9 protein-coding genes and 1 tRNA gene are annotated in these 13,778 nt (G+C 41.0%); 4 read left to right on the top strand and 6 right to left on the bottom strand.

The window, feature by feature from the left end; all coding sequences use genetic code 11:
* Nucleotides 1-418 precede the first annotated feature (418 nt).
* The 4 genes from AACS98_RS15090 (at nucleotide 419) to AACS98_RS15075 (ending at nucleotide 5,948) form a co-directional block, all read left to right on the top strand.
* Entirely contained in the window at nucleotides 419-3,916 is a 3,498-nt protein-coding gene (locus AACS98_RS15090) for a response regulator (protein ID WP_066381241.1), read from the top strand.
* Nucleotides 3,917-3,982: 66 nt separating this feature from the next.
* Nucleotides 3,983-5,281, top strand: a complete 1,299-nt coding sequence (locus tag AACS98_RS15085; protein WP_156481549.1) for a hypothetical protein — start codon at nucleotides 3,983-3,985, stop codon at nucleotides 5,279-5,281.
* A 50-nt stretch (nucleotides 5,282-5,331) separates the two neighbouring features.
* Nucleotides 5,332-5,402, top strand: a tRNA-Gly gene (locus AACS98_RS15080).
* Between the two features lie 174 nt (nucleotides 5,403-5,576).
* Nucleotides 5,577-5,948 carry a hypothetical protein gene (locus AACS98_RS15075; RefSeq protein WP_066381238.1) on the top strand — a complete coding sequence of 124 codons (372 nt, stop codon included), beginning with the start codon at nucleotides 5,577-5,579 and terminating at the stop codon, nucleotides 5,946-5,948.
* 137 nt (nucleotides 5,949-6,085) lie between these two features.
* Here AACS98_RS15075 and AACS98_RS15070 read toward each other — a convergent pair whose 3' ends face one another.
* The 6 genes from AACS98_RS15070 to AACS98_RS15045 form a co-directional block, all read right to left on the bottom strand.
* Nucleotides 6,086-8,176 carry a serine/threonine-protein kinase gene (locus AACS98_RS15070; protein ID WP_066381237.1) on the bottom strand — a complete coding sequence of 697 codons (2,091 nt, stop codon included), beginning with the start codon at nucleotides 8,174-8,176 and terminating at the stop codon, nucleotides 6,086-6,088.
* Nucleotides 8,177-8,367: 191 nt separating this feature from the next.
* Nucleotides 8,368-10,131 (bottom strand): PP2C family protein-serine/threonine phosphatase, encoded by a 1,764-nt coding sequence (locus AACS98_RS15065; RefSeq protein ID WP_066381235.1) that lies wholly within the window; start codon nucleotides 10,129-10,131, stop codon nucleotides 8,368-8,370.
* 4 nt (nucleotides 10,132-10,135) lie between these two features.
* Nucleotides 10,136-10,642 (bottom strand): FHA domain-containing protein, encoded by a 507-nt coding sequence (locus AACS98_RS15060; RefSeq protein WP_066381233.1) that lies wholly within the window; start codon nucleotides 10,640-10,642, stop codon nucleotides 10,136-10,138.
* A gap of 350 nt (nucleotides 10,643-10,992) precedes the next feature.
* Nucleotides 10,993-12,387, bottom strand: coding sequence for a vWA domain-containing protein (locus AACS98_RS15055; RefSeq protein ID WP_066381231.1), 1,395 nt, complete (start codon nucleotides 12,385-12,387; stop codon nucleotides 10,993-10,995).
* 137 nt (nucleotides 12,388-12,524) lie between these two features.
* Complete coding sequence (locus AACS98_RS15050) at nucleotides 12,525-12,905, bottom strand: hypothetical protein (protein ID WP_066381230.1); 381 nt, start codon at nucleotides 12,903-12,905, stop codon at nucleotides 12,525-12,527.
* Nucleotides 12,906-12,952: 47 nt separating this feature from the next.
* The gene (locus tag AACS98_RS15045; RefSeq protein WP_157087523.1) at nucleotides 12,953-13,768 is read right to left on the bottom strand and encodes a hypothetical protein; all 816 of its coding nucleotides are present in this window, start codon (nucleotides 13,766-13,768) and stop codon (nucleotides 12,953-12,955) included.
* Nucleotides 13,769-13,778: the final 10 nt, after the last annotated feature.

The raw sequence follows: 13,778 nt of genomic DNA, 5'->3' as shown, positions 1-13,778 counted from the left end.
GTTGATGAAACGGCCGAGTATACCATGACTTGTATAAAGAAAATTTACGGAAAAGTGTTAGTACAACAGCAACAACGGGAAAACTTAGTATGCAGCCTCATCTAGTATTGAGAACTAGGGGCGATCGCTGCATGATGGGATTAAACAATTATGGGCGGAGGTGAAACTAGATTTGGTAAGTATCAAATCAATCAGAGAAAGACGAAAAATCAAACCAATTGCACTGCACTCAGGCAAATAGCAGTCCTGACAAGCCAGGGTTTTATAAATTACTGTCAATAAATGCTCCTCCACTCAGCCGTTTTGTAGCCATATAGCCTTATGGGTGGCAACAAATCTGTTTCCCAATCACACAGCAACATTCCTATCTGATCAGATTAACCTTTATCCCACTGCCGTTACAGCAGGAAAGCGGTGCATGAAATCCCAAGTAAACAGTAAGCCGAAAATTTTGGTTGTTGATGATGAACCCGACAACCTTGACTTGCTTTACCGCACCTTCTATCGCGACTATAAAGTGCTGAGGGCAACATCAGGCCCTGCGGCTTTAGACTTGCTGGCGCAAGAGGGAGAGGTTGCAGTCATTATCTCTGATCAGCGAATGCCGATCATGAGTGGTACGGAATTTTTAAGCCTGACAGCGACGCAATACCCAGATATAATTCGGATTATCTTAACAGGCTACACTGATGTCGAAGACTTAGTAGATGCCATCAATGCGGGTAAGGTATTCAAATATGTTACCAAACCTTGGGAAGCGGAAGAACTGAAAGCCGTAGTTCGTCAAGCCCTGGATACTCACAACGTCCTGAAAGCGCGGACTCGTGAACTCACCCGTACACTGCGTCAAGAGTCGCTGCTGAACACAGTCACAAATAAAATTCGCAGTGCTTTAGACTATCGGCAAATTTTACAAGCCATTGTAGATACAGTTGGTCACATGTTGGAGGTGGATGTTTGTTTATTACGTCCCTTCCAAGATGAGCAATTGGTAGACGAAGAATTTATTTACCAGAAACCTGCTCAAGCACAAACACAGGAGTATATCTCCCACCAGGAAGCAGACAAGCAATTAAATGATTTCTCAGGGCAAACACTTCTGGGTGATACAGTCTGGGAAACCCGCGAGGTGCAAATCATTTATGATGTAGTCGGTGATCAGCGCATTCATGGGGATACTGCCGAACTCCAAAAACGAGCCTCTGCTTTTGCCTCGGCTGACATCTGCTCTAGTTTAGTAGTACCTCTGATTTGGCAACAAAAATTGATGGCTGTGTTAGCACTGCATCAATGTCACCAAACGCGAGTTTGGGAACAAGATGAGGTGCAATTAGTGTTGATGGTAGCAGATCAAGCTGCCCTAGCCCTGTCACAAGCCTACGCCTACGAGCAAGTCCGGGCGTTAGCCAAACGAGAAGCTTTAATTAATACAATTACCACAGCGATTCGTTCCAGTCTCAATCCCCAAGATATCTTTGCAGCCATTACTCAACAACTCGGACAAGCTTTACAAGTTGATGGCTGTGTTTTGTCTTTATGGACAGAGGAAGATGAGTATGTCCAATGTGTGGGCTTGTATGATAGTTCTCAAAATTTAGATAATTCTCACGCGGTAATCACAGATCAAGACTTAACAGCATTACCGGCATCTCAAGTACCGATTCAGGAAAATCCGATTCTGCAAGAAATATTACAGACATGCAAGCCTGTGGTAATTGCTGATGTCAGCCATTCAGGCTTAGACATCCAAGGATTTGATTTACCCTGGCAAACCCCAGCGCGATCGCTCATGGTTGTTCCCTTAGTCGCCGATGGCAAATGTATCGGCAGTATCACCTTATGGGAAGGTAGTAAAACGAGAAAGTGGCTAGCATCTGAGATTGAGTTAACAACAGCCGTAGCCGCACAAGCCGCGATCGCAGTACAGCAGTCACGTTTATACCACAAAACCCGCGAGCAAGCCGAGCGACTATTACAACTAGATCAACAAAAAACCGAATTCTTTCAAAATATTTCCCATGAATTCCGCACCCCCATCACCTTAATTCAAGGGCCATTAGAATCAGCCGTGAGTACAGGGGAAGGATTATCTTATCAGCAAAGTGCGATCGCCCTGCGTAACTCTCGCCGTCTCCTCAGACTCGTCAACCAACTACTGGATCTGCAACGCCTCGACGCTGGTAGAATGCAACCCTGTTTCCGTCCCTGTGATCTAGTCGAATTTGTCAGTCAAATAGTTGAGTCATTTCGTCCCTACTGTGAGAAAAAAGCACTTAACCTGGTGACAGAATTCAGTGAATGCCCCAAAGTTTATTTAGACATGGAAAAATTTGACAAAGTGGTTTACAACCTATTGTCAAACGCCATGAAATTTACACCTGAAAGTGGTACAATCCGCGTCAAACTGCACCCAGAAAAAAACCATTGCATCTTACAAGTACAAGATACAGGCATTGGCATTGCTCAAGAGCAGATTCCTTACTTATTCGATAGATTCCGTCAAGCCGAAGGCTCAGAAAATCGCTCCTACGAAGGCAGTGGTTTAGGTTTAGCTTTAGTCAAAGAATTAGTAGAACTACACGGTGGTAAAGTCACCGTCGAATCCGTCTACCGTCAAGGCACCACTTTTAAGTTATCGCTGGCTGTTGGTACGACACATTTACCCCCACAGCAAGTATCAGAAACTTTGGTAGAACTCCATACCAACCGCGCTCATGTCGAATTGGCAGATTTAGAACTCGTAGAATCAACCATAGAACATACAGACAGGATTAATTTAATACCTACTGTAACTCAGGCAGAAGCAACAGAAAACTCTACAAACCACTGTAGCCAGTACACAATTTTGGTTGTAGATGACAACCCAGATTTGCGAAACTATGTATCTGATATTCTGCGTCGCCATGGCTATCAAGTGCAGACAGCGCGGAACGGTTATGAAGGGTTTGGGAAAGCACAAGCAATTACCCCTAACTTGATTGTCACTGACTTGATGATGCCGATGGTGACAGGATTAGAGATGATGCAGATGATCCGCAATGAGGAACATCTCAAAGGTACACCAATCATCTTACTCACAGCTAAAGTCGATGAAGAAACCCGCATCGAAGGTACAGAAAACGGAGCAGATGCTTATTTAGCTAAACCATTTAATGATCGGGAACTTCTAGCAGAGGTTCGCAATCTTCTAGCCTTGAAGGAAAACGAAAGGCGAGTATTGGAACTCAACACTTACTTAACAGAATCAGTTCTCAAGCGATTTTTGCCGCCAGCATTGGTGACAAAAGCGGCTGAGGGTGCTTTAACCTTGGATTTGCGCCCAGAACCACGCTTAATTACAGTTTTATTTAGTGACATTGTGGGTTTTACACAATTAGCTAATACCCTCAGATCCCGACGAGTCGCCGAATTGCTGAATGAATATTTAGAATCTATGACAAAAGCCGTATTTGACAATGGCGGCACCGTAGATAAATTTATGGGAGACGCTATTTTAGCTTTATACGGCGCACCAGAAGAACTCACACCCAATGAACAGGTGCGTCGAGCCGTGAATACAGCTAGAGCCATGCAGCGTTCTTTAGCTCAGTTAAACCAGCGATGGCAAGAGCAAGGTATATTTAATGCGGATAACAGTAATGGGGTGCAATTCCGGTGCGGTATCCACCAAGGTACGGCTGTGGTAGGAATGTTTGGCAGTGCTGAACGAGCCGATTATACTGCGATCGGCCCTAGTGTGAATATTGCAGCCAGATTACAAGCTGCTGCTGTTCCCGGTACTATTTTGGTTTCTGCGGCTGTCGCTGATTATTTACAGGATGAAGAAATCACTAAAGGTAGTCCACTCCAACTTAAGGGAATTGATGAAACAGTTTTGACCTTTGCAGTGTCATCAGAAGTGATAATAAAACGATAATACGAAAAGCCAGGATGCTGGTATGAGTAATTATTTTGAGTTGAAATTTTAAATTTTGAATTACTTATGACAACATCGGTGGCGGATAAAACTCCCATGTTATCTGATGTTCGACGGCAACATCATGATCCTCCTGGTTTGTGGATTGCTGTAGCTATAGGTTCAGTTTCTCTACATTTGCTGGTATTTTGGTTCATGCGATCGTCTAATGTGTTTACGCCTTGGTTTCCACAACAAAGCCAAGCCACTGTTCCCATTGAGTTAATAGACATTTCGCCTCAAGCATCAACCACCAAACCCCCAGCACCAGCAACTACACCAGCAGCACCACCACCCACATCTACAACTGAAGATGAGCAAAGTTTAAATATTGGTGATACTGTTGAGCCAGACAACAGTAGCGATACGTCTCAACCGAATACACAAATATTTGCTCAAGAAACATCTCCCCCAGCAGAAATCATCGCCACACCCACCCCAGAACCTACACCAACACCAACACCAGAACCAGAAACCACCGCCACACCCACCCCAGAACCTACACCAACACCAGAACCAGAAACCACCGCTACACCTACCCCAGAACCTACACCAACACCAACACCGACAAATCCATCAAGTGAACTTCCTTGGAATCGTCGTCAAGATATCGAACTGGGTAAGGGAACGCTATTACCATCAGAGATTCCATCTGTTACACCAGAACAAATCACCGAGTCAGAAGCAGTAGAAGAGAAAACACCACGCACTTTCAACGAAGAAACCGCAAATAGTTCTAATCCAGATACTTCAGCTAGTAATTCCACTGATGATTCTGATGCTGCTGGAGAGACTGACAATAGTTCTAGTGTAGATACTCCATCTACTCCCAATGAAGAAACGGCTAGTAATTCAACGGATAACAGTTCATTTAATCCTGAAACTCCGAATACTTCTGTGGCGGAAAATTCACCTACTTCCACAGTCGGCGCATCTATAGCAACCGTAGCTCCGATCGCGGAAACTGAAATACGCCAACTTATACAGCAGGGAAAAATCGGAGACAAAGACCTTCCTGATGTTTTTGCTGTATACCAGGGTAGCCGTACTAAAACTATAGACCCTAGTTATCTCCCTAGCAATGCTACACTTGAGCCAGCAAGGTTATTAGCTAGTTTAGTAGTTGATCAAAATGGTAACTTGCAACAAGCCGTAGTTTTAGAAATTCCAGCCAACTTACAAACTCAAACCGGCTTATACGAACAACTGATCAGCGAACTGTTTAAAAACGAAACCTGTAGCCCAGCACAAAATCGGGATGGTAGACCCATAGATTTGAGCAATTGTTATGTCTGGATCGAAATACAATCAGCAAATGCTAATTAGATACTTGAATTTCTGATAAAACTGTGCTACAGTAACATAGTTATGAATTTGCGGGCGTAGTTTAGTGGTAAAACTATAGCCTTCCAAGCTATTAATGCGGGTTCGATTCCCGCCGCCCGCTTAGTTAGTAAAAGCCTTGTGAGTTAAGGCTTACAAGTTTTGATAGGTAGAAAGCAATAAACTCTCTGAAACTTTCTGTTGTGCTTAACTGAACCCAAGAATAAAATTAAATTTTTCCTGATATGGTATTCACCGAAATACCTGCAAGTGCGATTCGTTCTGGAGAAAGAGGAAAATGAAGAAGTTCACTTGTTTCATCATTGTCGGGGCGGTATTGTCGATTAGTGCGCCGGCTTTTGCTGAAAGTCGTGCGGTTAATATCAGTATTGGTAGTATTGGTGGTTCTTTAGATAATGCGGCTTTGCGAACGATTCGCCAGGTTATCGGGTTTGCGATCGCCACTAGCACCGTCGATACATTTATTGTATATAGTCCTAGGGTTGGTTCTCCTATTCCCATCGAAGGAGGTTTATCTGCTTGTGCTGAAGCTGGTTACGGTATAAATAATACAAAATTTAATGCTTTTATCCAGCAGTTGCGTTCAATTAAACCCAAGCCAGGAACTTTCTATAATGTAGAACTTACCGCAAGCTGCAAACAGAGATGAGAATGTCATAGGCTGTTGGGTGTAAAGTGGCTGTGTCGAACAAATCTACTAAAGACAGTTCAAGATGTACACAATTAAGAACATAGGGATGAGCGATCGCGCTGTACAAGTTGCGTAATTCCTGATATTCTGGGAATCTAAATATTCAGCCCTATCAATTGGAAAGCTTGTAATATTTCTCCTGCTAATAAAGATTTTTGCTGCTGTTGGTAGAGTTCTACCGCTTTGCGATAAGTTGATACTAATTCCCGGCAATTTTCTACTTGATTGTCTTTATCTCTAATGTTAAGTAATACCCAACCTAAGTTATGATATGCCTCTGCATAACTGGGATTTTGCTGAATTGCTCTTTCTAAATAAAAACGTGCTTTTGTCCATTCCCCTAATTTTCCATATAAAGTCCCTAACCGGAATAACACAACTGGATGGTTAGTAAATCTTTGAGTATAGTATTCATAAACTTGAATAGCCTCTTGAATATTCTGTAAATGTTCTTGAGTAATTCCTAAATTAATTAACACCCATTCAGATAATTGTGATTTACAACTAGCTTGCTCAAAATAGGTAAGAGCATCATGCCATAATCCTTGTATAGCTTTTTTCCATCCTTGGAAACCCCAACCAAAAGCATGATCAGGTAATTGAGTAATCAACTCTTGTACACGGATTTCTACATCGCTAGCTTGTTTGGTAACAACTGCTTTATCTAACGCCACAATCAGATATGGATATATCCATTGTTGTAATCTTTTAGATTCTTGAGATGGCGTTGATTTTAACTTAAAAACTGCTTGTGTAGCTGCACGTATGGCTGGTTTCCATTGCTGTTTATTTACAGCTATCCATGCTTGTAAACCTAAAGCAAATGGGCAATTATTATCTAATGCAAGTGCTTTATTTACAACTTTCTCAGCCTGTTCCCAATTACCAGACTTGCCCAGCGACCATGCTAAATTAGCCTGTATCCAGACTTCTTCGGGAGCTAGGTTAACTGCTTTTTGCAAATTACTAACGGCTTCTGACCAATTTGATTTTCGACAATTGACTATTCCTAAAACTCCATACCCTCTACCATCATTTGGTTGTAGTTGTATTGCTTTCTTTGCAGCAATTTCTGCTTTGGTTGCATCAAGATGTATCTGCACTAATGCCAATTCAACGGCAGCTTCACCATGATTTGGTTCACTCTGTAAATACGTTTCTAATGCTGTAACTGCTTCTGCTAATTTACCATTTTTGACTAATTCCCTGGCTCTTTTATGTTGGGGAGAAATAAATTTACCATTTAAAGCCTCAATTAATTCGTCGGCTGTTTGAAAACGGTTTTCTACCCTAAATTGCATTCCTGTGAGAATCACTTTTTCCATTAACGGACTCAAGTTAGGGCAGTATTTTCGAGGTGGTGTGAGTGTAGTTGAACTGGCTCTGTCTGTTGCGGATACTGGTAATTGCCCAGTTAAGATTTCATACATTGATGCACATAAAGCATAGAAATCTGTTGCAGGCCAACGCTGACTGCTATAGCTATATTGTTCTAGCGGCGCATAACCGGGTGTGAGGATAACAGTCATGTCACGGGTTTGTCCGGCAATAAATTCTTTTGTAGTCCCAAAATCAATTAATACTGCTCTATCTTGGTGATCAATGAGAATGTTATCTGGTTTAATATCTCTGTGTAATAAATTATTGGCATGAACTACTTGTAATGCTTCTGCTATTTGGATGAAGTACCTTTTAACTCTGTCTTCTGGTAATTTTCCTTCATCTTTTAATATTTGATATAATGAGTTGCCGGGAATAAACTCCATCACCATATAGGCTGTATTATTTTCTGCAAACCAGTCATAAACTTTGACGATGTTTCTGTGAACACACTTTGATAAATAATCAGCTTCTATTTGAAATTTCTGTATTTGTTTTTGTCTCTCAGTTGGTGTGATGGAATGAGGCCAATATACTGTATTGCCTTGTCTTGCTGCTTTTTCTGGCCATAGTTCTTTGATGGCAACTTTAGCGGAATTCTGTAATTCAACTCCTTGATAGGTGATGCCAAATCCACCTTCACCTAAGAGTTTTTCTATGCAATATTTTCCTTGTTTGAGTAAAGTTCCACTAGGTAAATGATAGGTAGATACGCTGGAATTAGCCCCTAGAGGAGAACCACAGGCAATACAATTAGTTGCATTGTCATCATTTTCTGTGAGGCAAGTGGGACATTGAATAGTCATGTAATATCAATTCAAAATTCAAAATTCAAAATTCAAAATTCAAAATTCATTGATTTTTACGAAAATATTTAGATAATTAGGGTGTGTTAGCCGAAAGTACAGCACCATGATTCAGGATTTAATGCCATACTCTCAGCTAAAGCATCCTACAAATATCTGTGAATAATTCAATTTAAATTGTAGGAAAATATTTAGTTATATTGAGATATGCGACATTTCAACGCTACAAGGGTAGCGTTATCAGATGCACCCCGTTTAATTACCTGTTCAATGATTTGGTCTACAGCTAATTGTAAATCTGGCTGATGTTGAAAAATCTCCGCGAGTTCAGCTTTAGGAACTAAATCCCAAACTCCGTCAGAACACAGTAGTAATATATCTTCGTTGTTGAGATTAATTGATAATTCTGGCTGTGTGCGTCTTAAATCTTGAATATAGCCATCACTTAATCTAGATTTTGAACCGAGAAATTTTGTTAGTACGTTTCTGTCTGGATGTTCTGCGCTTTCTGCTTCTGTAATTTGACCACTAGCGACTAACATGGCTATGAGTGAATGGTCTTCGCTTAATTGGTTTATTTCGCCTTGGCGTAGGAGATATATCCGGCTATCGCCTACGTGAGCTATCATTAATTGTTGAGCGATCGCTAAAATTAAACTGAGTGTAGTTCCCCCATCTTTAACATGATTCGCTACCGACTCATTCGCTTTCTGAAATAATCCAATTAACCATTCATGGCGTTGATTAATGGTTTTGAAATCTGCGGGAATCGGCTCTTCTAACGCTATCTTCACAGCTAATTTACTCGCTAACTCTCCCTGAGACATTCCACCCATCCCATCAGCTACAACCGCTAATAGCATGGTTTCTAAATCACTTAACTGCTGCTGTCTAATTCCATAATTATCTTCATTATGCAGACGATTGGTTGAGAGTCCTACTGTTGAACGGTTGGCTATGTTCCACTGAATTTTAGGCGTACTAATTTCTTGACGAGTTTCCACTAATATGCTCAAGAGTTGAGATAAGGGAAATCTGGCTTCTGGAATTACAGACAGACAAATTTTTAGCAGTTGATAAACTTTAGGAATGGGACTAATTTTTACCTCCACAATTTGTTCTGATGACGGAGGTTGTTGGTGAATGCAGTGATAGAGTAGTGCGCCTACTGTATAACTACTCATTGATTCATGAATAGGATTCTTACCATAAGCTAGTTCGGGGGCGCAATAATCACCCAATAAACCAGAAGTTAGTATTTCGCCGCTAGGGTATGCACTAGACAAGTCAAAAAACTGGATAGGTGTCCCCAATTGAATTAACTGGGGAATAATGGCAACAAAACACCAGTTTCTTTGATAGACATACCGCAAAAATTGACAAACTTGACCAGTGATAAATAAAGATTCTTCTAGAGATTGACCTGTTTTTAACCAAGTGTCTAATGTTTTTGCTTCATCTGGAAGGTAGCTGAGTAAGATGAGTTTGCTAGTAGTGGCTGATGAGATGATTTCCTGTTCTGGATAATATTCTTCTTCTAAATAATTGGCATTATCTGTTGGCAGATTTTCAGTATTCACATCTAAAACTGCATCTTCTTCTGTCTCGTGGTTTTGCTGTTCTTCTGGCTGTAAGTTTGGTGAGTGAGGATTGATAATTACTGCCTCTGATGTGGTGTAAGCTAGGAGTTCGGCCATCATTTTATAATCGCCTAGTGTTTCTCTTAGCTGTAATTCTCGGCTGAGTCTACCTGTAATTGCGCCTACACGCAATAAACCTAAATGGTTGGATTCTGTATCAGCACTAATTGGGGAAATATTAACTTTAAAGTAGTAGATATCGGCTGTATATTGACCGAGGTAGGAGAGAACTTTTACTTGATAGTTTGCTATAGGAAAGCTGCTATTTTCCTGAATTACTAAAGTATTGGTGGTTTCGGTGGGTTGAAAAGTCATAATTTTAAGCACTTTGGAAGAGAAAGCGAACTTTGCCAAAAGCAATTTCATCACCATGATTTAAGGTTTCTGGGATGGTGATTCTAGCTCCAAAGCGAGTTTGACCTAAAGGTTTGATGAAAACGCCATTTGTTGAACCTAAATCTTTAACTTTCCACATTCCTTGTTCTTGATAAATTTCTGCGTGGTTGCGTGATACTGTTTCACCTCCAAAAAATGCTTCTAAGTCAACATCAACTGGCCCCATATCTGGGTCGAATACCCCCACAATGGCATTACTTTCTATGATAAATTCTGGTACTGGTGAACCGGATTGTTTGGCAGTTAGTCTAGCGGTTGTGCTGGTTGGAATTGGGGCGGGAGTTGGTGGTATTTCTGGTTGGATAATGGTAGGTGCGGGTGTTATGGGAGTGGTTGGTGCTGTTAATGTTTGTAGTTCTGAACCACAAGCACCGCAGAATTCTGCATTGTCTGGGTTTTGGTCGTAGCCGCAGGTTGAACAGGTATTCATTTTTTAAGTCCTGAGTTTGGAGGTGAGATTTTGACGTTGCTAGTTAGTCTCTTGTAGGGTGCGTCAGTAGAGATAATCTGGTAAATATGACCGAATTTCCCACATCTGACTCACCCTAATCATCTGCTAGTGCTTTAATGCTGGGAAAATAAGGACTAAAGTCCTTACTACGAACTTGTTCTGACTTGATTGGGTTTTAAGTCTCTTGTAGGGTGCGTCAGTAGAGATAATCTGGTAAATATGACCGAATTTCCCACATCTGACTCACCCTAATCATCTGCTAGTGCTTTAATGCTGGGAAAATAAGGACTAAAGTCCTTACTACGAACTTGTTCTGACTTCATTGGGTTTTAAGTTCCTGTGAGTTTACGCATTTCTGTTTCTGAGAGTTGATCATTGATATCGTTGGACATTTTGACGGTTTTTCCTTTGGCTCCCATTTTGACGGTTTTACGGGTTCCGGCGGAAATTTTGCGGGTTTTGCGTAGTTCTTCCTGTGCGCCGTTTAAGGAGTCTGTCATGGCTTGGTTGCCGATTCTGATTGTCATGCGTCGCGCTGTTTCTAATATTTCTTCTGCGCGTTGGGGATCACTGTCTGCTATTTTTGTGGCTTGGTTGACAAGATTGGCAATGTTGCACTGTTGCACGTAGTTCATTACTTCTTGATCAACTTGTGCTGTACTACTTTGTCCGGCGACAAATTGCACTATGACGTTTTGTGGGGGTAATTCACCTCGTTGTTTTTGTCCTGGGATGTCGTAGGTTAAACCGAGTTGGGCAATGCGAACACGGGAGGCTGGTCTGCTGTCCATGCTGAATTCTAAGATGAAGATGGTTTCATCGTTAGCGATCGCATTTCCGATGGGATAAGGATCTTGTCCAAGGGGAAATTCTGCTTGGGTGGGATAAGCGCGAACTATGCGGGTAAGTTCTACGCCTTTTACTGTTTTGACTGTTAAGGCGAGGTTGGTAATCACTTCTTGCTGTGCTTGGCTGTATTCATCGATGATTTTGTTGGGTAAATCTAGTATGGAAACTTGAGTACCGACGGCGTTACCGGGAACTATGTAAAATAAGCTGCCCCCGGTGGAGTCACTTAAATGAGTTAGTAAGTCTTCGTTAAAGTCTTCGCCTACGCCTAAAGCGGTGATGGGGATGTTATTGGTGGCGAAGTTTGAGGCGATCGCCCGACATTGATCTTCGTCAAAGGTTTGTCCATCTGTAAATAGGAGTGTGCGCCGGACTGTCATTTGTTGATTACTCAGCATATCTAATGCACGGCGCAAGCCTAAACCCATGCGCGTACCACCGGAAAAACTGCGGAGTCGGGCGATCGCATCTTCTAATTGACTGGCTTGGGTGGCACTGGTTAAACCGATAATTTGCGAGGCTGAGTCATCGAACTGGACAATAGAGATGCGATCGCTTGTACTGAGTCTACCGGAATGCACCAGTGCTAATAATGACTCAATCACTATATCGATTTTGGATTTACCGCCTGTTACCTGTGTATATTCTTTCCCGTCTTGGTTGTAGGTAATACCAGTAGGTTTAGTATCGCCAGCCACGACTTCATACATTGAACCACTGGTATCAATCACAAATGCAAAGGTAGTTGGCGGACGAGTTACAGCTACATCTTTTATAGGCCGCAGTTTCAACATTAGAAATAGTTTCTGTCCTGCTGTCTCTGCTGGCATAAATTCCCGATGGGGACTGATGGCTACATTTAATACATTTTCCATTGTGATTTTCTGTTTTTATAGTGCTTTTAACTCAGGGAGAAGAAAAGAACGCAGATGAACGCAGATGAACGCAGATAAAAGCGGATGATTTTGTATTCTATTCGGTTGCAATTGGCTAGAGGATTGACTGTTTTTGTTTAAAAGTTTAATGGTGGTAGCATTCCTAATATGGGTTCTATATTGAATAAGTCTGGACTGATAACCGCAGGGAGTTCTTGAAAGCCTGGCTCATTTAATTTGTCTATATTTGACTCGATTAATAAAGGTAAATTCAGGGTGAGTGAACTATCTCGATAACCTTCTTTAATGTCTTCTATCCAAGTTTGGATGATTTGATAAAGATGATTATCTTTAATGGCGCAGAGGCTTTTATTTTGTAGAGATATTCGCAAATTTTCACGGATTTCTGAAGTAAAAACCTGTTCCGGCATATTTTCCTGAGTAGGGTTTAAATCTAAGCTGTACATATATTGTTCATCTAAGCCTTTTACCCGTAATGAAAAAGTATATTTAACCATAATTTTTTGCTCTGCGTTTTCATAGTCTAAATAGATTGAGCATAGATTTACGGCTTATCTATTTGCGCCCATATTCTCGTGTGCTTAGAATCTGACTTATTATCTACAAAAGCTTCTACTCTACGAATGACTATCTGTTGACCTGATTTAAGAGGTTTATCCAGTTTATCGGCTAACTTAAAATTAGGTGGTTGTGGTAGATTTGTCCGCACATTTGTTTTAGTTTTAATAGTGACTACTGAACCAGGAGAAGGTACGACAGAAGGAGTGATAGTCACTGGTTGACGTTTTGAAGGAATTAGTGGCTCTCCATAAGTAAAAATCTCTGATGTATTATTAATAGAACCAAGCCAAATCCAACCTATTGATTTAGAATCAGTTGATGTATTATTATTAATTGATGGAGATGGGTTTGATTGATTAGGTGTAAATTTTGTAATATAGTTTTGTTGGTTTATAGATGTTTTTGGCGATTGTAAACTCATCTCTAAGCTAAAGCTAGTAGAACCTTTTGGTGCAGAAACTTGTAAAGTGTATTTACCCGAAGTAGGAAGAGTGACACTATTTAAAATCTGATTATCTGGTGTATAGAGCCAAGTACAAATATCTTCAGCAGTTTTGTAATAAAACTCTTGTCCAGCATTAGCTTTAAAAGTATATCCAATAGATTTATTGGCACTGGCTTGAGCAGATTCTTTGAGTATCTGATCATTGAGTGAAATCTCTTTAACATTGTTAGCATTTAGAACAACTGTAGGTTTTTCTGGACAGCCTGTTAATGTCTGCGGGACAGTCTTTGATACTTGAGATTCTGCGGCACACCCATAAGTAATAAGAAAACAGAAAGAGACAATTTTTTTCATAACACTACAA

This window comes from Anabaena sp. CA = ATCC 33047, assembly GCF_963870205.1.
Classification (GTDB): domain Bacteria; phylum Cyanobacteriota; class Cyanobacteriia; order Cyanobacteriales; family Nostocaceae; genus Trichormus.
Note: the sequence above shows the minus strand (reverse complement) of the source record. Positions and strands in the feature narration are given on the sequence as shown.

What these genes read in the sequence shown, in the direction of transcription:
- AACS98_RS15085 (WP_156481549.1), top strand. Translation starts at nt 3,983, where the DNA reads ATGACAACATCGGTGGCGGATAAAACTCCCATGTTATCTGATGTTCGA.
- AACS98_RS15065 (WP_066381235.1), bottom strand. Translation starts at nt 10,131, where the DNA reads ATGACTTTTCAACCCACCGAAACCACCAATACTTTAGTAATTCAGGAA.
- AACS98_RS15060 (WP_066381233.1), bottom strand. Translation starts at nt 10,642, where the DNA reads ATGAATACCTGTTCAACCTGCGGCTACGACCAAAACCCAGACAATGCA.
- AACS98_RS15050 (WP_066381230.1), bottom strand. Translation starts at nt 12,905, where the DNA reads ATGGTTAAATATACTTTTTCATTACGGGTAAAAGGCTTAGATGAACAA.
- AACS98_RS15070 (WP_066381237.1), bottom strand. Translation starts at nt 8,176, where the DNA reads ATGACTATTCAATGTCCCACTTGCCTCACAGAAAATGATGACAATGCA.
- AACS98_RS15055 (WP_066381231.1), bottom strand. Translation starts at nt 12,387, where the DNA reads ATGGAAAATGTATTAAATGTAGCCATCAGTCCCCATCGGGAATTTATG.
- AACS98_RS15045 (WP_157087523.1), bottom strand. Translation starts at nt 13,768, where the DNA reads ATGAAAAAAATTGTCTCTTTCTGTTTTCTTATTACTTATGGGTGTGCC.
- AACS98_RS15090 (WP_066381241.1), top strand. Translation starts at nt 419, where the DNA reads ATGAAATCCCAAGTAAACAGTAAGCCGAAAATTTTGGTTGTTGATGAT.
- AACS98_RS15075 (WP_066381238.1), top strand. Translation starts at nt 5,577, where the DNA reads ATGAAGAAGTTCACTTGTTTCATCATTGTCGGGGCGGTATTGTCGATT.